The organism is Bradyrhizobium sp. Tv2a-2, from assembly GCF_000472425.1.
Taxonomy (GTDB): domain Bacteria; phylum Pseudomonadota; class Alphaproteobacteria; order Rhizobiales; family Xanthobacteraceae; genus Bradyrhizobium.
In genome coordinates, this window is record NZ_AXAI01000006.1 from 184,939 (window position 1) to 205,559 (window position 20,621).

At 62.1% G+C, this 20,621-nt stretch carries 19 protein-coding genes; 15 read left to right on the forward strand and 4 right to left on the reverse strand.

Going from position 1 to position 20,621, the window contains the following annotated elements; all coding sequences use genetic code 11:
• Positions 1–164: 164 nt before the first annotated feature.
• The 14 genes from A3AI_RS0114065 (at position 165) to A3AI_RS46225 (ending at position 11,273) form a co-directional block, all read left to right on the forward strand.
• Positions 165–1,535 (forward strand): ABC transporter substrate-binding protein, encoded by a 1,371-nt coding sequence (locus A3AI_RS0114065; protein ID WP_024516198.1) that lies wholly within the window; start codon positions 165–167, stop codon positions 1,533–1,535.
• Between the two features lie 81 nt (positions 1,536–1,616).
• Positions 1,617–2,579 carry a carbohydrate ABC transporter permease gene (locus A3AI_RS0114070; protein WP_024516199.1) on the forward strand — a complete coding sequence of 321 codons (963 nt, stop codon included), beginning with the start codon at positions 1,617–1,619 and terminating at the stop codon, positions 2,577–2,579.
• Positions 2,576–3,535 (forward strand): carbohydrate ABC transporter permease, encoded by a 960-nt coding sequence (locus A3AI_RS0114075; protein WP_024516200.1) that lies wholly within the window; start codon positions 2,576–2,578, stop codon positions 3,533–3,535. The genes A3AI_RS0114070 and A3AI_RS0114075 overlap by 4 nt, the downstream gene beginning before the upstream one ends.
• Positions 3,532–3,732 carry a hypothetical protein gene (locus tag A3AI_RS0114080; protein ID WP_036048259.1) on the forward strand — a complete coding sequence of 67 codons (201 nt, stop codon included), beginning with the start codon at positions 3,532–3,534 and terminating at the stop codon, positions 3,730–3,732. Before A3AI_RS0114075 ends, A3AI_RS0114080 begins: the two co-directional genes overlap by 4 nt.
• A 4-nt stretch (positions 3,733–3,736) precedes the next feature.
• The gene (locus A3AI_RS0114085) at positions 3,737–4,834 is read left to right on the forward strand and encodes an ABC transporter ATP-binding protein (protein WP_024516202.1); all 1,098 of its coding nucleotides are present in this window, start codon (positions 3,737–3,739) and stop codon (positions 4,832–4,834) included.
• On the forward strand, positions 4,827–5,861 hold the full coding sequence (locus A3AI_RS0114090) for an ABC transporter ATP-binding protein (RefSeq protein WP_024516203.1): 1,035 nt from the start codon (positions 4,827–4,829) through the stop codon (positions 5,859–5,861). Before A3AI_RS0114085 ends, A3AI_RS0114090 begins: the two co-directional genes overlap by 8 nt.
• 4 nt (positions 5,862–5,865) lie before the next feature.
• Positions 5,866–6,486 carry a dihydroxyacetone kinase subunit DhaL gene (gene dhaL, locus A3AI_RS0114095; protein WP_024516204.1) on the forward strand — a complete coding sequence of 207 codons (621 nt, stop codon included), beginning with the start codon at positions 5,866–5,868 and terminating at the stop codon, positions 6,484–6,486.
• Positions 6,483–6,875 (forward strand): dihydroxyacetone kinase phosphoryl donor subunit DhaM, encoded by a 393-nt coding sequence (dhaM, locus tag A3AI_RS0114100; RefSeq protein ID WP_024516205.1) that lies wholly within the window; start codon positions 6,483–6,485, stop codon positions 6,873–6,875. The genes dhaL and dhaM overlap by 4 nt, the downstream gene beginning before the upstream one ends.
• Positions 6,876–6,911: 36 nt before the next feature.
• Entirely contained in the window at positions 6,912–7,217 is a 306-nt protein-coding gene (locus A3AI_RS0114105; protein WP_063615468.1) for an HPr family phosphocarrier protein, read from the forward strand.
• Positions 7,218–7,219: 2 nt separating this feature from the next.
• A complete protein-coding gene (gene ptsP / locus A3AI_RS0114110) occupies positions 7,220–8,836 on the forward strand; it encodes a phosphoenolpyruvate--protein phosphotransferase (protein WP_036048262.1) in 1,617 nt (538 codons plus the stop codon).
• Between the two features lies 1 nt (position 8,837).
• Positions 8,838–9,254, forward strand: a complete 417-nt coding sequence (locus A3AI_RS0114115; RefSeq protein ID WP_036048265.1) for a hypothetical protein — start codon at positions 8,838–8,840, stop codon at positions 9,252–9,254.
• Between the two features lie 44 nt (positions 9,255–9,298).
• The gene (dhaK, locus tag A3AI_RS0114120) at positions 9,299–10,282 is read left to right on the forward strand and encodes a dihydroxyacetone kinase subunit DhaK (RefSeq protein WP_024516209.1); all 984 of its coding nucleotides are present in this window, start codon (positions 9,299–9,301) and stop codon (positions 10,280–10,282) included.
• Positions 10,283–10,507: 225 nt separating this feature from the next.
• Positions 10,508–10,708, forward strand: a complete 201-nt coding sequence (locus A3AI_RS0114125) for a hypothetical protein (protein ID WP_024516210.1) — start codon at positions 10,508–10,510, stop codon at positions 10,706–10,708.
• Between the two features lie 253 nt (positions 10,709–10,961).
• The gene (locus A3AI_RS46225) at positions 10,962–11,273 is read left to right on the forward strand and encodes a septal ring lytic transglycosylase RlpA family protein (RefSeq protein WP_024516211.1); all 312 of its coding nucleotides are present in this window, start codon (positions 10,962–10,964) and stop codon (positions 11,271–11,273) included.
• 869 nt (positions 11,274–12,142) lie between these two features.
• On the opposite strand, the gene A3AI_RS0114135 is transcribed toward A3AI_RS46225, so the two are convergent.
• Positions 12,143–13,069, reverse strand: coding sequence for a CysB family HTH-type transcriptional regulator (locus A3AI_RS0114135; RefSeq protein WP_024516212.1), 927 nt, complete (start codon positions 13,067–13,069; stop codon positions 12,143–12,145).
• A gap of 613 nt (positions 13,070–13,682) precedes the next feature.
• Here A3AI_RS0114135 and A3AI_RS0114140 point away from each other — a divergent pair.
• Positions 13,683–14,777, forward strand: a complete 1,095-nt coding sequence (locus A3AI_RS0114140; RefSeq protein ID WP_024516213.1) for a calcium-binding protein — start codon at positions 13,683–13,685, stop codon at positions 14,775–14,777.
• A 196-nt stretch (positions 14,778–14,973) separates the two neighbouring features.
• Here the strand turns inward: A3AI_RS0114140 and A3AI_RS0114145 are convergent, their stop codons facing one another.
• From A3AI_RS0114145 to A3AI_RS0114155, 3 genes are all read right to left on the reverse strand, one after another.
• A complete protein-coding gene (locus A3AI_RS0114145; protein WP_024516214.1) occupies positions 14,974–15,579 on the reverse strand; it encodes a class I SAM-dependent methyltransferase in 606 nt (201 codons plus the stop codon).
• Positions 15,580–15,704: 125 nt separating this feature from the next.
• On the reverse strand, positions 15,705–18,086 hold the full coding sequence (locus tag A3AI_RS0114150; RefSeq protein WP_024516215.1) for a glycosyltransferase family 2 protein: 2,382 nt from the start codon (positions 18,084–18,086) through the stop codon (positions 15,705–15,707).
• The gene (locus A3AI_RS0114155; RefSeq protein WP_024516216.1) at positions 18,074–20,620 is read right to left on the reverse strand and encodes a glycosyltransferase family 2 protein; all 2,547 of its coding nucleotides are present in this window, start codon (positions 20,618–20,620) and stop codon (positions 18,074–18,076) included. The genes A3AI_RS0114150 and A3AI_RS0114155 overlap by 13 nt, the downstream gene beginning before the upstream one ends.
• Position 20,621 lies beyond the last annotated feature (1 nt).

Below are 20,621 nucleotides of genomic sequence, written 5' to 3' on the forward strand. Positions count from 1 at the left end.
GGCGGCCCAAGGATGATCACGCTCGCGCTTGATGCGCGCGAGCGCGTGCTCCTGCTCGGCAACCCCCTTCGCTTGAAGCCCTCAAAGGCTTCGATGAACAAGCCGCCACTCGGACCGGGGCGCTTCCGATTGCGGCAAGGGAATGCGTCACGAGAGGAAAGCACATGCGAAAATCTGCGACTGGAAGGTGGTCGAAGTGGGCGGGCGGCGCGCTTGCTCTCTTCGCGGGCGTTGCGGCGTCGGCTCTCTTAAGCGGGCCGGCGCGCGCGGAAGGCAAGCAGCTCACGCTGTGTTGGGCGGCCTGGGATCCCGCCAATGCGCTGGTTGAGCTCGGCAAGGACTTCACCAAGCAGTCCGGCATCGAGATGAAGTACGAGTTCGTGCCCTGGACGAGCTATGCCGACCGCTTCCTCAACGAGCTCAATTCGCACGGCAAGCTGTGCGACCTGATCATCGGCGACAGCCAGTGGATCGGCGGCGCCGCGGAAAACCATTGGTACGTCAAGCTCAACGACTTCTTCGACAAGGAGAAGATCTCGATGGACGACTTCGTCCCGGCGACGGTGGTCGGCTACTCGGAGTGGCCGAAGAACACGCCGAACTACTGGGCGCTGCCGGCCATGGCCGACGCCGTCGGCTGGACCTACCGCAAGGACTGGTTCTCGCGTCCTGAAATCCAGTCCGCCTTCAAGGCCAAATACAACCGCGACCTCGCGCCGCCCAAGACCTATGAGGAGCTGAAGCAGATCGCCGAATTCTTCCAGGGCCGCGAGATCGACGGCAAGAAGGTCTATGGTGCCTACATCTTCACCGAGCGCGGCTCGGAAGGTATCACCATGGGCGTGACCAATGTTCTGTATAACTACGGCTTCCAGTATGAGAACCCGAAGAAGGCGTACCAGATGCAGGGTTACGTCAATTCGGCTGACGCTGCGAAGGGGCTCGAGTTCTACAAGGAGCTCTATAAGTGCTGCACCGCGCCCGGCATGACCAATGCCTACATGCAGGAGGGCCTTGACGCCTTCAAGTCGGGCCAGGTGGCGATGCAGATGAACTGGTTCGCCTTCTTCCCCGGCCTCTACAAGGATCCGAATGTCGGCGGCGACAAGATCGGCTTCTTTGTCAATCCGGCCGGTCCCAAGGCGCACTTCACCCAGCTCGGCGGGCAGGGCATCTCTGTTGTCGCGACCTCCGACCGCAAGGACGACGCGCTCGCTTATATCAAATGGTTCGCGCAGCCCGCCGTGCAGCAGAAGTGGTGGCAGCTCGGTGGTTACTCCGCGCTCAAGGCAGTGGTCGATGCGCCGGACTTCCCGAAGAGCGCGCCGTTTGCTCCGCAATTCCTGGAGTCGATGGCGATCGTGAAGGACTTCTGGGCTGAGCCCTCCTACGCGCAGTTGCTGCTCGACATGCAGAAGCGGGTGCATGACTATGTCGTGGCCGACAAGGGCACGTCGCAGCAGGCGCTCGATTTGCTGGTCAAGGACTGGACCAAGGTCTTTGGCGAGCAGGGCAAGACGGTGGCGTCGGAATGACGTCGGCCTGATCGCAAATGTAAATGGGTTTCCCCGGGGCCTTCGATCCGGGGAAGCTCGATCAGCCCTTCCAAGTGCAAGATGACCACGATCATTCATCCTGACCACGCCTCGGTGACCCACGCTCCGCCAGCGAAATCCGGCTCCGCCTGGCGGGGGCGGGGGTTGTCCGACCGCTCGATCGCCTGGCTGTTCGTAGGCCCCACGATCGCCCTTCTGCTCGCGATCAACATCTTTCCGCTGATCTGGATGATCCGGCTCTCGTTTACGAGCCTCAACCTCAGCATGTCCTACCTGCCGCTGCGGTTCGTCGGTCTCGACAATTTCCGGGACATCCTCACCGACGAGGACGTCTGGGCCCGCCTGCAGACCACCGCGCGCTTCGTCATTTGCTCGGTCGCGCTGCAGGTGATCGTCGGCTTTGGCCTTGCGCTGCTCATCAACCGGCGCTTCCGCGGTCACAGCTTCTGGACCACCATCATCCTTCTCCCGATGATGCTTTCGCCCGCGGTGGTTGGCAATTTCTGGACGCTTCTATTCCAGCCGCAGATCGGCCCGTTCAACTATCTCGTCAGCCTCTTCACCGGCGTGCCGCCAAGCTCGTTCTCCATGACCGGCGAGGTGGCGCTAGCGCCCTGGACCATCGTGCTGGTCGATACCTGGATGTGGGCGCCTTACGTGATGCTGATCTGTCTCGCGGGGCTACGCTCGATCCCGGACTACATCTATGAGGCGGCCGAGGTCGACCGCGCTTCGCCCTGGCGGCAGTTCTGGTCGATCACGCTGCCGATGACGGTGCCGTTCCTGATGCTCGCGGTGCTGTTCCGCGCCATCGAGAACTTCAAGATGTTCGACATGGTCAACCTCCTGACCTCGGGCGGTCCGGGCTCGACCACCGAGCTGGTCTCGATCACCTTGAAGCGCGCCGCGTTCGAGAAATGGCGCACCGGCTATTCATCCGCGCTCGCCATCATCCTGTTCGTGACGGTGTTCGGCGCGGCCAACATCTATGTCAAGGCGCTCAACCGGGTGAAGCAACGATGACTGCGCTTCGCACATCAACCGCACATTCCATTGTCGAGGCCACGCCGCGGGCCAAGGCCGTCGCCGGCACGCTGGTCATCCTTTATGCCGTGATCTCGATCCTGCCGCTGCTCTGGATCGGCGCGACCGCGTTCAAGTCGCAGAGCGATGCGATCGCCTATCCGCCGAAGGTGTTGTTCCAGCCGACGCTGGAAGGCTATGTGAATCTCTTCACTGTGCGCACGCGGCAGACGCCGGACTTCATTGCCAAGCTGCCGCCGGCGACCACCTGGTACGACAGACTGGTGCGCCAGCATGACATGGTGATTGCGGGACCCTCGAAAGTCGTGCCGCGGTTCGTCAACTCCCTGATCATCGGCTTTGGCTCGACCTTCCTCGCGGTCTTTCTCGGCACGCTCGCGGCCTACGCCTTCTCGCGCTTCAGGATTCCGCTCGCCGATGATCTGCTGTTCTTCATCCTGTCGACCCGGATGATGCCGCCGGTCGCGGTCGCGATTCCGATCTACCTGATGTACCGGCAGCTCAATCTGACCGACACCAAGCTCGGCATGATCCTGCTCTATACGGCGGTGAACGTCTCACTCGCGGTGTGGCTGTTGAAAGGCTTCATCGACGAGATCCCGCGCGAATACGAAGAGGCCGCGTTGGTCGACGGCTACACGCGGCTGCAGGCGCTGCGCAAGGTGGTGCTGCCGCAGGCGGTGACGGGCATTGCTGCGACCGCGATCTTCTGCCTGATCTTTTCCTGGAACGAATATGCCTTTGCCGTGCTGCTCACCAGCGGCGAGGCGCAGACCATGCCGCCGTTCATTCCCTTCATCATCGGCGAGGGTGGCCAGGACTGGCCGGCGGTCGCGGCTGCGACGACGCTGTTCGTCGTGCCGATCGTGCTGTTCACCATTCTCCTGCGCAAGCACCTGTTGCGCGGTATCACCTTTGGAGCGGTGCGGAAATGAGAACCGTTGCAATCGGCAAAAGCGGATTGGCGCGTTGGTTCCGGCGCGGTCCCTGGGAGACGGTCGCCATGGCCCTGATCGCTGGCGGCATGGTCATGCTGGTGCAGCCCTGGTCGCTGGATCTCTACAGCTATTCTTTCGTGACGATCCTGGCCGGCACGCTCGGCTTTGTCGTCGTCAGCCATTTTCCGGAGTAGGGCGATGGCCGAGATCCGCGTCGAGAATTTACGCAAATCCTTCGATCAGTTCACTGCCGTGCAGGGCTCGAACTTCACGATTCCCGATGGCTCGTTCTTCGCCATGCTCGGTCCCTCCGGCTGTGGCAAGACCACGACGCTGCGAATGATCGCTGGGCTTGAGCTGCCGACCGACGGGCGCGTGCTGCTCGATGGCGAGGACGTTACGTTCCGCCGCGCTGCCGCCCGCGACATCGCCTTCGTATTCCAGCTGTTCGCGCTCTATCCACATATGAACGTGGCTGAGAACATCAGCTTTCCCCTGAAATGCGCCGGCATGAGACGCTCCGAAATCCGGGCGCGGGTCGCAGAGACTGCGCGGCTGCTGCGCATCGAGCATCTGTTGTCCAGCAAGACCTCAAAACTGTCCGGCGGCGACCGGCAGCGGGTGGCGCTCGGCCGCGCCATGGTGCGGCGGCCCAAGGCGTTCCTGATGGACGAGCCGCTGGGCGCGCTCGATGCCGAGTTCCGCCACCTGATGTGCAGCGAACTGCGCGACCTGCACGACCGCATTCATGCCACCACGATTTATGTCACCCACGACCAGCTCGAGGCGATGTCGATGGCCGACACGATTGCGGTGATGAACGGCGGCCGTGTCGAGCAGATCGGCGCGCCGCAGGAAATCTACGATCGGCCGGCGAGCCTGTTCGTCGCCGACTTCATCGGCTCGCCACCGATGAATTTCCTGAAATTTGAAGGAGGTCTCAGGCCCGGCGATCAGACGGTCAATTTCCACGACACCAGCATTGCGGTTCCCGAGATACGCGAGGCGCGCGCTGCCGGTCCGTTGGTGCTCGGCGTGCGACCGGAGCACATCCGCTTCTCTGACAGCGCGCCGGTCAAGGGCCGCGTGTTCGGTGCGGAATATCTCGGGACCACCCAGATCGTCACGGTCGATACACCTTACGGCCGCGTGGCGGCGCGGCTGCCTTCGAGTCTGCATGTCGGGGTCGGCGAAGCGATCGGTCTCAACTTCCGTGCCGAGCGCCTGGCGCTGTTCGACGCCACAAGCGGCTCGGCGATCCGCACCGCGAATTCTGGAGGTGCCGGCCATGGCTGACGTCAGCCTGCGCAACATCGGCAAGCGCTTTGGCACGACCGAGGCCGTGTGCGACCTGTCGTTCACGGTGAACGACGGCGAGTTCGTCGTGCTGCTGGGGCCGAGCGGTGCCGGCAAGACCACGACCCTGCGCCTGATCACCGGGCTCGAGCAGCCGGATGCCGGCGCGATCCTGATCGATGGCCGCGACGTGACGCGCGATCCGCCCGGCGCGCGCGACATTGCCTTCGTGTTCCAGCAATACTCGCTCTATCCGCATCTGAGCGTGTACGACAATCTGGCCTTTCCGCTGCGCTCGCCCGCGCGCCGCGTGCCCGAGCCGCAGATCAAGAAGCGCGTCGAGCAGACGGCCGAACTCCTGCATATCGCGAGCAAGCTCAACAATCCGGCCACACGGCTCTCCGGCGGTGAGATGCAGCGCGTCGCGATCGGTCGTGCACTGGTGCGCGATCCCGCGATCTATCTGATGGATGAGCCCTTGTCGTCGCTCGATGCCAAGCTGCGCGCCGAGCTTCGGTTGGAGTTGAAGCGGATCCAGATCGAGCTGGGGGCAACCATCCTTTATGTCACCCATGATCAGGTCGAGGCCATGACCATGGCCTCGCGGATTGGCGTCATCCGGGACGGCAAGCTGCTTCAGCTCGGCTCGCCGCGCGAGATCTATGAAAGTCCGGCCGACCGTTATGTGGCGTCCAGGCTCGGCACACCGCCGATCAACTTCCTGCCCGCGCGTCTCGTTCCGGACGTGGCGTTGCCTGTCGGTACGGAGACGATCGGCATCCGTACCGAACATCTCGAAATCGGCAAGCGTAATGGCGGCAACTTGATCGGTCGGGTCCATCGCGTCGAGCATCTGGGCGAGCAGAATCACGTGCATCTCTCCTATAAGGGCGAGATGCTGGTCACATTGGCCGATCCGCACCAGACGCTCGATGCCGGCGAGGAGGTCGAGCTCCATCTCAACCACCCGCTTTGTTTCGATGCGGCAGGACGGCGGATCCCCGGGGCCGATGCAATGAGGTTTTGATCTGATGACGCTGCAACCCGACACCTTCAAGTCCCTGGTCAAGGTGGCCGCCGAGCAGGTGATCGCCAGCGCGCCGGAACTCACCGCGCTCGATCAGGCGATCGGCGACGGCGATCACGGCACCAACATGAAACGGGGCTTCGAGGCCGTGCTGAGCAAGCTCGACACGATCGGCGCACAGCCGCTGGACGAAGCCTTTAAAACCATCGGAAAGACGCTGGTGATGACGGTGGGCGGCGCGTCGGGGCCGCTCTACGGCTCGTTCTTCCTTGCCGCCGGCGAGGCGCTCGCGGGGAAGAAGCTGCCGGAGGATCTGGCTGATGTCTTCGGCAGCGGCGTCAATGCCGTGAGCGCACGGGGTCGCTCGCACGCGGGTGAGAAGACCATGCTCGATGTGCTTGTTCCCGTGCTTGAGACCTTGAAGGCGGATGCCGGCCGCGAGGATCTGATCGAGCGGGTGCGGACCGCCGCCAGCGAAGCGGTGGCGCGCACCGCGCCGATGCAGGCGACCAAGGGACGCGCCTCGTTCCTGGGCGCCCGCAGCGTCGGGCATGTCGATCCCGGCGCGAAATCGAGCTGCCTGCTGCTGCACGCTGTTTGCAGCACGCTGGAGGCGCGGCAATGAGCGACACGGTCGGCATTGTGATCGTCTCCCACTCCAGGGACATCGCCAAGGGCACTGCCGACATGGTGCGGCAGATGGTCGGCAGCGAAGTGAAGGTCGCATTCTGCGGCGGCGATCCCGACGGCGGGCTCGGCACCAATGTCCCGGGGATCATCGACGCCATCAACGACGCCTGGTCGACGAAGGGAGTTGCGATCCTGGTCGATCTCGGCGGCGCCGAGACCAACAGCGAGATGGCAGTGGAGATGCTGGAGCCGGAGCGGCGGAAGATGGTTGTCGTCTGCAACGCGCCCATCGTGGAGGGCGCGGTGATGGCTGCAACTGAGGCGGCCGGCGGCAGCTCGCTGGAGCAGGTGAGGGCGGTTGCCGAGGAACTGACTGCCGGCTGATAAGGCCGGAGAGGATAGCGAAGATTGGATATGGATATGCTCGAGACGTCCGCAGATGGCCCATTCGTCACTGGCAAGGTGAGGCTGGTGCATGCCGTCGGCATGCACGCCCGCCCGGCGGTGAAACTGACCAAGCTTGCCAAGCGTTTCCAGGCCCAGATATCTGTCCGCGCCTCCGAGGCGGCCGATTGGATCAATGCCAAGAGCGTCGCCAAGGTGATGGCGCTGCGCGCCCCGCGCGATTCCATCATCGAGATCAAGGCGCATGGCGACGACGCCGAGGCCGCGGTCGCCGCGCTGATCGACCTCGTCGCCACCGATTTTCCGGATGCGGGTTCGTGACCATGCGCGCGGATGTGGCAGGGCTCAGCTTTCGCGGCAGGACCGCCTCGATTGGTTTTGCGCGTGGGCCCTTCGTCCGCATCAGTGCTAGCCAGAACAGCGTGCGCGTTGCCGGCGAGCCGGAAGACGAGGTTCTGGCGCTTCGCGAGGCGATCGAATCTGCGAGCGAACAGATCGCCGAGCTTGCGGCTGCCGCAGGTGGCGAGGCGGCGCAGATTCTGGAATTCCAGGTCGCGCTGCTGGAGGACGAGGACTTTATCGATCCGATCTTCGCCACTATCGGCGAGGGGGCTGCTGCCGACAAAGCGTGGGCGTCGGCGCTCGACGAACAGATTGCGGACTACAATGCAGCCTCCGACGAGTATCTGCAGGCGCGCTCGGCCGATCTTGCCGATTTGCGCGACCGCGTGCTCCGCATCCTCCGTGGCGGCGAGAAGCACGCGCCGAAGATTGCTGGCGGAGCCGTGGTCTGCGCCGAGGATCTGCCGCCGTCGCGCTTTCTGGAGATCGACTGGTCTCCCGGCGGCGGACTTGCGCTGCTTCGTGGCAGCCCGACCAGCCATGTTGCGATGCTGGCCCGCGCCCGCGGAATTCCCATGGTGGTGCAGCTCGGCGCGCTGCCGGATGCGGCAACCGCGCTGCTTGACGGCGAGAGTGCCACGCTCGAGCTCGATCCGGGCGCAGAGCAGATCACGCTGTTCGAGCGGCGACGCGAGGCACATCGCAAGAGCAGGGCCTCCGCGCGTGCGATCCTGCGGCGGCCGGCAGCGACCTGGCGCGGCGAGCGGATAAGGCTCCTGATCAACATCCAGCGAGTCGAGGACCTCGATCACGCGGATGCCCAATATGCCGACGGCATCGGCCTGATGCGGACGGAGTTCTTGTTGTCGGCGCCCGGCGGCATGCCCGACGAGGAAACCCAGTATCGGGCCTATGACGAGGTGCTGCGCTGGGCCGACAAGAAGCCGGTGACGATTCGCACCTTCGACGCCGGCGGCGACAAGCCGGTCGCTGGATTTACACCCGAAGGCGAGGCCAACCCGTTCCTGGGTTTGCGGGGTTTGCGGCTGTGTCTCGCCCGGCCTGATCTGTTCAAAGTGCAGTTGCGCGCTCTGGCGCGGGCGGCAGTGCGTGGAAATCTCAAGGTGATGTTTCCGATGGTCACCGTGCCGGCGGAGTTGGAGGCGGCGCGCGCGCTGTTTGCGGAAGCGGTCGCGGACTTGCAGGCGCAGGGTATTGCCACGATGCTGCCGGAGCTTGGAATCATGGTCGAGGTGCCGGCGGCTGCCATGGCGATCGGCGATTTCAAGGCCTCGTTCTTTTCCATCGGCTCGAACGATCTGGCGCAATATGTCCTTGCCTGCGACCGCTCCAACGGAGCCCTCGGCACCTTGATGGATCCATTGCATCCGGCCGTCCTGGAACTGATTGTTCGTACAGCCGAGCACGGCAGGCGCTCGGGCGCTCCCGTCAGCCTGTGCGGCGACATGGCAAGCGAGCCGCGCTGCGTGCCGCAGCTATTATATTGCGGGTTGCGCGAGCTATCGGTGAATGCGCCTTCGCTGGCGCAGATCAAGCAGACCATCGACCGGTTGAGCCGTGGAGGAAGCGGTGGCTGACATGGCGGTCGATGCAGACGGCGATGCTGGCGCGGTTGCGGCCTACAAGCGCATCTTCAAGGACGTGCTGGACAGCCGGCCCTCCGGCATGCGCATCCGACTTGCGCATGCCATGGGCAAGAACCGCAGCTTTGTTAGCCAGATTTCCAATCCGGCCTATCCGGTGCCGATTCCGGTGCAGCACCTCGCCACCATTTTCGACGTCTGCCATTTTCCGCCGCAGGCCAGGGCGCAGTTCCTGCGCGCCTACGCGCGCGCCCATCCGCGGCGCATCGGGCGGCTGAGCCAGGGCTCGCATGAGCGAATGCTGACGCTGCATCTGCCTGATCTCGGCAGCGCCAAGAAGAATGCGCAGCTCGATACGCTGTTGCAGGAGTTTAGCAGACGATTGATCGCGATCATGCAAGACGAAAAATAGCTCCGAAAAGGAGCACCAGAAGATACAGAATTTGGGAGGGACGCGTGAAGAAGTTCATCAATTCCGTCGACGGCATGCTGGCGGAGAGCCTGGACGGCTTTGCTGCGGCGCATGCCGATATCGTCGCACTCGGCGCGGAGCGGAAATTCGTGCGGCGCAGCGCGCCGAACCTGCAGAAGGTCGCGCTGGTCTCCGGCGGTGGCAGCGGACACGAGCCGCTGCATGCGGGTTTCGTAGGCAGGGGCATGCTGGATGCCGCCTGTCCCGGACAGATTTTCACCTCGCCAACGCCGGACCAGATCGTGGAAGCCGCGACCGCCGTCGGCGGCAGGCCCGGCGTCCTGTTCATCGTCAAGAATTATGCAGGTGACTGCATGAATTTCGAGATGGCCGCGGAAATCTTCGAGGGCCAGGCGGCAAGCGTGATCACCAATGACGACGTCGCCGTCGACAAATCGACCTATAGCGCCGGTCGGCGCGGCGTGGCGGGTACGCTGGTGGTGGAGAAGATCGTCGGCGCCGCGGCGGAGCAGGGGATGGACCTGCAGGGTTGCGTGAAGCTCGCCGAGGAGGTCAATGCCAGGACCAAATCCATCGGCGTGGCGTTGACGAGCTGTACGGTGCCGGCGGCCGGCACACCCACCTTCTCGTTGCCCGAGGACGAGATGGAGATGGGAGTTGGCATTCACGGCGAGCCGGGCCGCAAGCGCGTGAAGCTGACGGAGGCCAACGATATCGCCGAGCAGATGGTCGGCGCGATCCTGAGCGATTACGACGGCGGCTTATCGGGTCCTGCGCTGCTGCTGGTCAACGGCTTCGGCGGCACGCCCTCGCTCGAGCTCTACCTGATGTACGACGCGGCGCGGCATATCCTGGCCAAGCGCGGTGTGGCGATCGCGCGCTCGCTGGTCGGCTCCTACGTGACCTCGCTGGATATGGCGGGGTGCTCGATCACGCTCACAACGCTGGATGACAGGCTGGCCACGCTGTGGGACGCGCCGGTGCACACGGCTGCACTGAGGTGGTGACGGGGCACCTCCAGCCTAAGAGAATTGAGAGCAAGGCACTCTTTGAAGGGCCCGCCAGATTGGGCGCTACCCGGCTGCCTACCTCGCACGGTGAGAAGATTGTTCCCTGGCCACGAGGAAGACACAGACCGGGAGCATAGAGGTCACTTTCAGGGCTGGTCCTACGACCAGCAGACGTCATTCCTCGTCCGCTTTACTTATCTCGATGAAGTTCGAAAGTAGCCTATGACGCGCTATATTGCCTATGCCGTTGATGTATCTGGGATCGCCAACGCGACCTATGAGCTCCAATGCGCGAACGACGAGGATGCAGAGGATAGGGTTCGGGAGCTGCTTGAGGCTCATCAGACGATCGAGCTTTGGGAGGGTGTCCGCCGGGTGGCGCGCCTGACTCGGGATATGAAAGCGCAGCCGAGTATCAATTGACCTCGCGACCGCCAAGGCAAAAGCGGGAGTTGCTTCAGCGGCCCGCCAAGCGCTATCGCACGTTGGCCGGAGAATCCGGCAGGTGACTCTCCAAACGGGATCCGGAGGAGCCCAACTTGGCTTTTGCGCTGACGCGCTTTTGTTTGTCGAAGTGCGCCGGGCGAGCTAAGGCTTAAGGGGATCGCGGCGCTACGGAACGAAACCAAACCAGACGAATTATCGTCGAACGGGCAGGCTGCAAGCAAGGTGTCGCATGTACAGCAGCCAACTTATCCTGTTCTTTCTATTTCTTTTTGCCGCCCTTGTTTCGGAAACTCGAGCAGAGAGTGGCCTGGCCTCATACTACAGCTATGGCAATCGTGGTCGCCCCGGTGAGCTGACGTGTGCACACCGAACCCGACCGTTCAACAGCGTCGTCAGAGTATCTTGGAACGGACGCTCGATCTCCTGCCGAGTGGCCGACAGAGGCCCATTCATTCGCGGACGGATCATCGACCTTTCGGCCAGCGCGGCCCGGGCGCTCGGAATGATGAAGGCGGGCGTCGTGCCTGTCTCGCTGGATTGACATAAGCCCTTCGAAGCAGCGGCTCCGTTAAGGCCTGGGAAGCGGCGTGCGGTCAGCCGATCGGTTTTGCCGCCCGGGCGCGCCGGAGCGCGTCGCTAAGCTGCAACAGTCAGCACAATTCGACCTACCACCTGTTTGCTGCGTCTTAGCGCACGCCGCGCGGTGCTTTAAAAGGTGGCAGCCGGGCCCTCGTGCCCTGGGGTTTGATGACAGGCGCAGCGCCCGGCTGCCCGGCCGCGCGGCGGTGCGGCCGGGCAAATTAAATCATCGGTAGCTTAAGGAAGCACCATTGAATTTAGCCCTCTCTTATTACCTCTTTTGGGCGCTCGTTCGCAGACGCCAAGAGGCTAGCCTTGCCGAGCCCGCTGGACCTCCCGACCCCACCCACTCCGGTCGACCGACGGTCCCGCCGTGCCTCCGCTCAGGCCGATAGGGCCGTCGGGGACGGTGACCTCAATGGCCTCTCACCGACAGGGTTCAGACAGCGCATCATCTCGAGCGAGCATGCGGCTGCAAGCGTCCTTGGATCAAATGCCTTTCCCGGGGGGGGCCGGCTGATCGCTCGATACGCTCGACGACCGGCCGACCGGGGCTTTGAGGTGCGCCCATGCCGCAACGCTGCGCTGGTGCAGGCAACTTACGACAAAGCCGCCAAGCGGTTTGCGCTCGACGGCTTCGCCTTGGGTGGGACCGGATATTTGGGGAATCATCCGGCATCACGACGGTAGACGATGGATCGGTTCACGCAACTCAAGCCTGTTGTTAGGCTAACCGATAAACCTTAACGCGGTGGCGATTTTGAAAGAAGACCACGACCATTGTCCCGCTCCGAAGGAGCGGTCTCGGCCGGCTGTGCAAAGTCGTGTGCGCTAACCCCGTGCCTGCACCGCCTTGCGGATGTCGGCTTCCGAAAGCGCGGACGCGCAAAGCTGGATGAAGCGGCAGGCATAGCCGCGCAGGAAGGTGCCGCGCCGGACAGCGACCCGCGTCGTGTTCGCTTCAAACAGATGCTCGCTCGGCAGCACGCGCAAGGCGCCTTCGCCGTCAGGTTTGACGGCCATGGCCGCGACAATGCCAACGCCGAGCCCGAGCTCGACATAGGTCTTGATCACGTCGGCGTCGATGGCGGAGATCGCGAGGTTCGGCGTGAGACCGGCTTTGGCGAAGGCCTGGTCCACACGGGCGCGACCGGTGAAACCCTCGCTGTACGTGACGATGGGAAATTCTGCAATGCTTTCGATGGTCAGAGGATCGCAGCTGAGCAGGGGGTGTCCCGTGGGTACGATCACCGCATGGTGCCAGCGATAGTAAGGGAAGGTGACGAGTTCGGGGATGCCATCAAGCGCTTCGGTCGCGACGGCGATATCGGCTTGCCCAGACATCATCAGGGCCACGATTTCGGCAGGCCCACCCTGATGCAGCACGAGCTCCACGCCGGGAAACTCCTGCTTGAATTTCGAGACGATGGAGGGCAGCGAATAGCGCGCCTGGGTGTGGGTCGTGGCCAACGTCAGCCGGCCGACGTCCTGCTGGCTGAAATGCGTCGCGATGCTTCTGATGTTCTTGAGATCGACGAGAATGCGCTCCACCAGCGGCGCAAGCTCCTTGCCCGGCTCCGTCAGCGCGACGATGCGCTTGCCGTGGCGGACAAAGATCGAGACGCCAAGCTCGAGCTCGAGGTCCATGATGTGCTTGCTGACGCCCGATTGCGACGTGTTGAGCGCTTTTGCGACCTCCGTCAGATTGAGGTCGCGCTGAAGCGCCTCACCCAGAATTCGGATCTGCTGCAGGTTCATTCGTCCCTCAATTCGACCCCTGTTATAACCAATTGATCCGCGCGGTGGATCGCCAACTGGATGCGACTCCCTTGCCGAGGCGGATTGACGTCAATGACGCGCGAGCCGGTATCGCCCATGCGCGCAGACTTCTTCAACCCTACATGACGCGCGTTCGTGATCTCGCCGAGACCGTGCGCGCGCGATCGGGCCGAAGCCGGGTCTATCGGAGGGGATGCGACCCTGATCTCTCCCTGGTCGAAATATGTTCAGTGACAAGACCACCCGCCGGCTCCTGCGAAAGGAACAAGAGCGGGGTTCTGCGCTCATATGACAGCAAGGGGAGCTGCCGCCAGGCCTATGATAGCTCGCTCTCTGGCAAACGGGCCACAGGGGCACCGGATTATCGCCGTTAATTGGGGTAAGGCCGGCCATGTCATTTAGTTTTTAAATCCATCGCTCATAGGGGTGTGTCCCCATCGTGAGTGGTTCTGCTAATGGCCAGCTCTAGCCAACTCCGCCTTGAAGCAGGCATTGTTCCCGTGAGGACGACCTGGTTGCTTGGTCGATGTCAACCGATCGCTGCGCGATCAGGTTGTGGTCGTTTCTGAGCGATTTTCGAAAAGGGTAGGTCATGGCTACATACGATTTAAGCGAGACCCAATTTAATGCTCTGATCGGCCCTCACGTTACTTCAGCCTCGCGTACGGCAATTGATAATTACCTGATTGGGAAGGGCTTCTTTACCGCTTCGCATCCCGATATCGCGGTCCAGGGGCTGTCGGGCTACCCGGTGCTCGATTCTAAGGCCAGTTTCTGGGTGGAGGAAGATGCGCCGGTCGCCCAAGATGATACCGGTACGAAGGCCGTCATGGCCTTTGTCGAGCCAGGCGCCAATTTCACCCTGCACGGCAACAGGAACATGCTCGTCGTTATCGGGGATCAGGGTGGCGCAAAGGTATCCCTGCAAGATACCGGAAATGATCTGGTTATTGCGGACCACGGCGACAATACGATTTGGGCCGGCTCCGGGCACGATACGCTCCAGGGCGGCACCGGCACGGATTACCTGATTTCAGACCAGGCAGGCGCCCGCACGACCATGATCGCGGGAAGTGGTGGTGACACCATGTACGCTGGAGAAGGCACTACCGTTTCGATGGTCGGCGGCGCCGGTCACGATACGATGTATGCCAATGGCAGCGGCAACGATACATTGATTGCGGGCTCTGGCCCGACTCTCATGTATGCGAATGGCAGCACGGGCCACGATCACATCGATCTCTTCGGTAGCGATACCCTCTACGGTGGCACCGGCGTCAACGATGTGTTGGTTACGGGAGATGGCAACCAAGTGCACCTGTTGGGCAGCAAGGATCATGCCACCATCGCAGGTGCTGGTTCAGATACGATCTGGACGAGCTCCGGAAACGACACCATCAATGCCAGCGCGAGCACGGGCAACAACGACTTCATTGTCGGTACGGGTAAAACCTCGATCACGGGTGGTTCGGGCGACAACTCGTTCGAGTTTGCCAAGGGGTTCGGCAACAGCACGATCGATGGCGGTAGTTCCTTGCACAATGTCGCCTATTTCGATGGGCTCAGCGAAAGCGACGTTACGATCCAAACGGCTCATGGCACGACGACGGTTACCTACGGCACCAGCACCGTTACGCTTACCAACGTTCAGGATCTCATCTTCACAAACGGCGACCACAAGCTCTAAGTCAAAGTTCACAGTTGCGAATATCAATGGCTCCATTTTCGGGGGGTGCATTGGAAGTCGTCCGTCCACGCCCAAGGACGTCGGCGACACAGCACAATATGTGCAACGTGTATTGGTCGACGCGCTGTTTGCAAAACGCGATCGCTGTTCCGATCAGCATTGTCGGTCGAAAGGCAAGCCGCGCCGGTCAACAGCTTCACGTCAGGAAGTCGAGGCCGCCGCTGCGCAGCTCGCTCAGGGCCCGATGTTTGTCGGCTTCTGGCATCAGGGCCAATGCGAATAAATCGTACGACCTGCCTTTGATTACCAGCACTTCCTCAAAACGCGCCTCCAAGAACAACCTCGCTATGCGGTCTTCGGTAAAGCCGGTCTTGTGAGCCATGAAATGGTTCCCGGCAGCTATCGAGGCGGCGTGACCATAGAGCATATCGAGCGCGGTGATAGGCCCTACAGGAGATTGATATGCAGCATCTTCCAAGCGGCCTTGCACAATCAGTGCGGCTATCGGCTCCAGATCAGGGGTCGTTACCAGCGCAAAACCATCGCGCCTCAGGATGCGGAAAATGCCGCGTATCGCTGCGACGACATCGTGCGGGTGAAGGTGCTCCAGGCTATGAGAGCAATAGACGGCATCGAAGCTTCTGTCCGCAATCTGTCCCAGATCTTCGAGCGAGCCGATCAGATCCGGCGATACGCGTGGATCGATGTCCATGCGTACTTCCTGCCAGGCGCCGCTGCGAAAAACAGGATGCAGCCGATCGGGCGCGGCGGGTCCACACCCCGCGTTGAGCACCTTCTTCATCACTATGTCTCGTTGTTCGTGAAAACCGGCGGATTCTTGGTCTGTTATCGATTCCATCGCGGCCGGAACTGGAAGTCCCGTTGTCGTCGAGGCTCTCAAGGGGGCGGCGAGCATTGACGCGGGCCTCAGAAGCCTGGTGGCAGATCGAGAGGGCGTGGTGGTTCGTTGAGGCGGGCCGTTCTGCGGCGCGGCGGCCAAGCTAGCGCAGAAAAAGGTATCGGATCGAGCGACAGCGCCGGATGGTAGTAGGGATCCTCGATCAGGTTCTCGTTCCATTTGTCCCGCAGATTACGCAGCTCGCGCTCGAAACGCTTTGCTTTCGGACCGAAACAGTCAAAGCCGCGACTTGCCGATTCATGATGGTAAAGGCGTGCCCGCGGCGTCCAGACGATGCGTTTACCCAGGCTTCTCAACTTCAGGCAATAATCGACATCATTGAAATTGACTGGAAATGCGATCTCGTCGAGGCCATCGACCGCAAGGTAGTCGCTGCGTCTCGTCAGGAGGCAGGCGGCGGTGACGGCCGAGCATTCGCGTGCCACCCGCAGCATGTCGCCGTAACCGAAATCATTGGCAAGCCGGTCGTTTCCAATATGAGCGGCTGCAAAGCTCGGCCCCAAGGCTACGCCGGCGTGCTGGATCATGCCGCTTGGCCACAACAGCAAGGCGCCAACAGCGCCGACGTCCGGCTCGGAGAGTCGGCTTCGCATCTCGTCGAGCCACCCGGCATCGAGGGCCTTGATGTCGTTGTTGAGCAGCAGCAGCTGATCGCTCGTGCAGGCGCGCACTGCGAGATTGTTGAGTCTTGCGAAATTGAATGGGCCGGGCACGGAAAGGACCTCGACGCCGTCGCGCTTGAGCGCTTCGAGATAGGCAATCATGTCGGCATCGCTGGAGTCGTTGTCGACAACGAGGATTCGGGCGTGTGCCGCTGTTACCGCTGGAGCGATACTGGAAAGACAGGTCTGCAGCAACGTCTTTCGGTTTCGGACGGGTATGATCACGGTCAAGGTGTCCGGGCTCGGACGTCGGACCACGTGAGCGACGGGCATTAAAGCGCCACGCTGGATCGTTGTATCCGCAGCCACTCCACGGGAGGCCAGATGGTCCTGCGTCGCCTGGCCGAGCAAGCGGCCATGGTCTGCCCGATCGATCGAACGAATCCGACCGAGCGGGAAGGGGATATGAGCGATCTTCGCGGCGGTGGCTGGTCTTCTTCCGTCAAATTGACTGTTGAAGAGGCGGTAGAGGTTATTCGGTTGCGTGGCGAGAGTCTCCTCGATGGCTGTGCGCGTCATGGCGAACACATGCGTACAATAACCCTGCTCCAGCATTCGCTCGTAGTCGAAGGCCGGTAACGCCAGCGGATAGTAGCGCCCATCGTTGCTGCGCAGCTCAACGTCGCCATAGACCGCGCGGGCCTGAGGGGCCGTTTTAAAGGCGTCCTCGATATAGGTTAGAGCGTGCTCGACGAGCTCAACTCCTGCATTCGCAAACACCACTATCTCGGCCTCACTCGCGTCGTTGGCCAGGAAGTCCCGTAGCTCACGCCAATCAAAGCTAGCGGGCTCATCGAGGGGCGGAAGCACCGCCGCGACCCAGTTTTTGTGTTGCTGGGCGTCGAGGCTTCTTAAGGCGGCCTCATCCTCGCTTCCCGAGACCAACAGTACCGCCATGGTTGTCGACGTGTCGGTCGGGGGCGGGGCGTCCCACCGTGTGCGCCAGTCCTCATAGCTTGTGAATGGCATGGAAGCCGGCAACAGCCGATCGAGCATCCGTCCGCGAAGACGCTCCGAGGTGATCTCGGCGAAGCTTGAGAAGAACTGCTCCGCGCCGTCGGGAAAAGCAACAAAGGCCAACGGCGTCACAGTCAACTGGATCTCGTCTTCGGTGACAAAGTGTGCCCGCCGAACGCGCCCATCGGCGTAATCGCGTGGAAGATGCAAATCGAAAGCCTTAACGAGCTTGGAGTTTTCGACCCCGCCGATATGGCTAAAGCCGCTTGCCCGCGCTTCCGAGATAGCCTCTCCGTCAATGACGGCGCGAACTAAGGGGGACTCCGTGGGGGCGCATTGGACCCAACCCTGGAAGCGCAAGCCTCCGATCCATTCAACGCCGCCACGGCCGCGACTGTCGCCGCTCCCTTCGATCGCTTCATCCAATCGGACCGGCTGACCGACAGGCTCATCGGTGTTGGCCACCCGCGCTTCGGCGATCATGCTGTCGCCCAGAATTGGCAGCGCAAGGGAAAAAGAGAAGCCATAACAGCCGTCGCCAAACGGTTCGGCTGCAAGGGCTGGAACATAGCTATCGGCCCGTGCCAGCCGAACCGGCAGACCATCGAGCCAAAGTTCGACGACGAATTTCCTCTGCGAATCCCGCGGGTCGCAGACGAAACCCGAAAACTCGCACCCGCCACTACGCGTAAATTGGCCGCGCAAAGCGCCCTTCGGACCGCGATTTCCGTCGGCCGCCGCTTCGCGGACCGGTCGGCTCAGCCGCACCATTGCGCGCTCCAGGCCAGCAACTCCGCGATAATGGTGCTCTCGCTACTCGCGGGCGCTAGCGCAAGATCGACCTCGGCCAGTTTGCTGTTGCCGAATGACCAGTCTACCAGCGCCAAAGGAACATCGGCATCACGAAATGCAGCCGCCATGATTGGTCGTCCGAACAATGGGGCCCGCCGCGCAATTGCGAGGCCACCAAGATCGTAATGTTTGGCAAGGGTTGCCAACTCATCGGTTGCGATTGCTCCGGTGACGGTGACGTTGCCAAGTGCCATGAGTGAAAGATCGTCGAGGGTCTCCCCGAATATCACGATCCGATTTTGGGGACGGGACTGGCGAACGTGGTGGATCACTCGACGCATCAGATAATAATCCGCGGGTGCATGGCTTACCGTAAGCAAGCCCAGCGTCGTGCCATGCGAAGCTATTTTCTTTGGTCGTCGCATTCGCCATGATCGATCTTGCCCGCCGATCAAATGGATTTGCTTGGTGCGACGCGGCGGTAGCCTTCGACGGAGGAATGCCGCGGCGGTCAAATCAGGCGCAATAATTCGGCTGTCCGACCTCAGCCCGGCCAACCAATCGTCAGGCCGCCCGCCAGACTCGCAGCTGCAGGCGCCGCCTCGCACCAACGCAGCGCAGGGGCTGCGATCGATGTCGAGGCCCCCGCATCGGCACCATAGCCCCCCGTCGGTGACAAGTAGATCGATGGGCGGGCCATTCGCCGCAAGGTCGGCGGCCAATTGTAGCGGAATGCGGGCGGGATCGGCGATAACGACGCGAGAGAAGGCGAAGTTTCGCACCGTTTCCAAAAGGGCCGATCGCTCGGCCGGAACAGTGAAATTTAGCGATTGCGGGAAGCTTCCTGCGGTATTACGCAAATTCAGAACGCTGCGCTCAAGCGTTGCGATCAGTGCCGGCTGACCGCAAGTCTCGGCAAATTGGGCTACCGCCTCTGTCGGCGCTCCCGGGCCCGTCAGCACGACCACTGCATCCCCATGGTCCGCCGCAAGGGCGCGTTCGATCGCCGCACGACCGGCCTTGAGCGGATCGAGGGCCTTGAAAACTGCGCTTTCAGTTCGATAGTCGGGAAAGCGAACTTCGAGGCGCTCGAGGTTCGACATCACCAGGGCTCGTTTCTCGGCTTTGAACGAGGCGGAGCCGGCGTGGCCAACGTAGACGGACGTTGCGCAGACGTTGCGAAAGCCGTTTTGCCGTGCGCGCAGGCAAAGATCGACATCTTCCAGATAACCGCGACGATAGTGCTCCGAAAGGCCGCCGATTGCGTCCAGCAAGACGCGCTTTATGTAGAGGCAGAAGCCAATGCCGTCTGGCATGTCGATGGCTCGACCGGCATTGCAACGGGCTGCAATCCCGTCGAGCAGATCTATTTCTTTTTCATCCAGCAGGGGGTTGGCTAAGAACGGGCGCGGGAGACTTGTGGCTTCGCCATTATTCGAGAGTGGCGTCACGGTTCCGATGTCGGGTGATGCATAGGCTGCAGCGCTAAGCCGCGCGACAAAGCCGTTCGGTACGATGGTGTCTGCATTGAGCAGGATGACGTCCTCCGCCTCCAGCGTCTGGAGTGCTCGGTTGACGGCGCCGATGAAACCCAGGTTGTGGTGGTTGCGCAACAGACGCACGTTTTGCTGCGTGGCCAATCCGTCCAACAACTCGGCTATTCGTGGATCCGGTGTGGCGTCGTCGATCAACAAGATGGTGGCGCTTTTATCGTTGCCGATGGCGCGTGCGAGGCTTTTTAGGCAGCGAGTGGTCAAATCGAAATCATCGTAAACCGGCACGATGATGGTGACTCGAGCCGTGCCATCAGGCTGCCTGCTGGCATTTGTCGCCGGCTTGGACCGGCCAAGTGGAGCGGGAAATGCCTGGCGGGCCAATTCGTGCGATCCCAGCAGTAAGCGTACAACGCTGCGCGTCGCACTGCGGACAAAGGGCAAATCGAAGCTCGCCGCATGTTGGACCGCTTGGGCGAGGGGATGTTGAGGGTCGCTCTCGATGGGATGGCTTTCGATGCCTTCGTCCCGCTCGATCAGCACACAAGGCTGGCTTGCTCCCTTCCAGGTGACCCAACCGGTGACGCTGTCTCCGACCCGGCGAATGGCGCCGAAGCCCGGTTCATTTGAGGCTTTCAGCGCCGTCACCGCGGCGTTGAGCGTGCCGAAATCGCGGTCGAGTCCGATCAGTCTGCGGGCGGCAGCCTCTCGATGCTTGCCCTCTCCCCATTGCATTAACCGTCGGTTGGCGGCCCGATCGTCAGGGGCCAGTTCGATTGCCCTCATGACATCGTGGAGTGCTCGCGTCGTAAAGCCGCGGCAGTGGGCGATCTCGGCCCTGAGGGTGTAATGTCGCGCCTGCGCCATCGGTAGAATCCGGCAGCGGCGGTCAGCGAACTCGTAAGCCCGCTTCAGATCCCCGGCCGAAAGTGCGGCGATTGCCGCCTGCTCAAGCGCGCTCGGGTGCTGCTCCGGATCGAACAGACCCGCCGACCCGCCTTGATCGGGCGCCGCCTTCATC

Bases quoted from the DNA above. Each gene is read 5' to 3' on its own strand.
- A3AI_RS0114135 (WP_024516212.1), bottom strand. From the start codon at position 13,069: ATGAACCTGCAGCAGATCCGAATTCTGGGTGAGGCGCTTCAGCGCGAC.
- dhaM (WP_024516205.1), top strand. From the start codon at position 6,483: ATGAGCGACACGGTCGGCATTGTGATCGTCTCCCACTCCAGGGACATC.
- A3AI_RS0114070 (WP_024516199.1), top strand. From the start codon at position 1,617: ATGACCACGATCATTCATCCTGACCACGCCTCGGTGACCCACGCTCCG.
- A3AI_RS0114140 (WP_024516213.1), top strand. From the start codon at position 13,683: ATGGCTACATACGATTTAAGCGAGACCCAATTTAATGCTCTGATCGGC.
- A3AI_RS0114125 (WP_024516210.1), top strand. From the start codon at position 10,508: ATGACGCGCTATATTGCCTATGCCGTTGATGTATCTGGGATCGCCAAC.
- A3AI_RS0114085 (WP_024516202.1), top strand. From the start codon at position 3,737: ATGGCCGAGATCCGCGTCGAGAATTTACGCAAATCCTTCGATCAGTTC.
- A3AI_RS0114105 (WP_063615468.1), top strand. From the start codon at position 6,912: ATGCTCGAGACGTCCGCAGATGGCCCATTCGTCACTGGCAAGGTGAGG.
- A3AI_RS0114145 (WP_024516214.1), bottom strand. From the start codon at position 15,579: ATGAAGAAGGTGCTCAACGCGGGGTGTGGACCCGCCGCGCCCGATCGG.
- A3AI_RS0114155 (WP_024516216.1), bottom strand. From the start codon at position 20,620: ATGAAGGCGGCGCCCGATCAAGGCGGGTCGGCGGGTCTGTTCGATCCG.
- A3AI_RS0114090 (WP_024516203.1), top strand. From the start codon at position 4,827: ATGGCTGACGTCAGCCTGCGCAACATCGGCAAGCGCTTTGGCACGACC.
- A3AI_RS0114075 (WP_024516200.1), top strand. From the start codon at position 2,576: ATGACTGCGCTTCGCACATCAACCGCACATTCCATTGTCGAGGCCACG.
- A3AI_RS0114150 (WP_024516215.1), bottom strand. From the start codon at position 18,086: ATGGTGCGGCTGAGCCGACCGGTCCGCGAAGCGGCGGCCGACGGAAAT.
- ptsP (WP_036048262.1), top strand. From the start codon at position 7,220: ATGCGCGCGGATGTGGCAGGGCTCAGCTTTCGCGGCAGGACCGCCTCG.
- dhaL (WP_024516204.1), top strand. From the start codon at position 5,866: ATGACGCTGCAACCCGACACCTTCAAGTCCCTGGTCAAGGTGGCCGCC.
- A3AI_RS0114065 (WP_024516198.1), top strand. From the start codon at position 165: ATGCGAAAATCTGCGACTGGAAGGTGGTCGAAGTGGGCGGGCGGCGCG.
- A3AI_RS46225 (WP_024516211.1), top strand. From the start codon at position 10,962: ATGTACAGCAGCCAACTTATCCTGTTCTTTCTATTTCTTTTTGCCGCC.
- A3AI_RS0114115 (WP_036048265.1), top strand. From the start codon at position 8,838: ATGGCGGTCGATGCAGACGGCGATGCTGGCGCGGTTGCGGCCTACAAG.
- A3AI_RS0114080 (WP_036048259.1), top strand. From the start codon at position 3,532: ATGAGAACCGTTGCAATCGGCAAAAGCGGATTGGCGCGTTGGTTCCGG.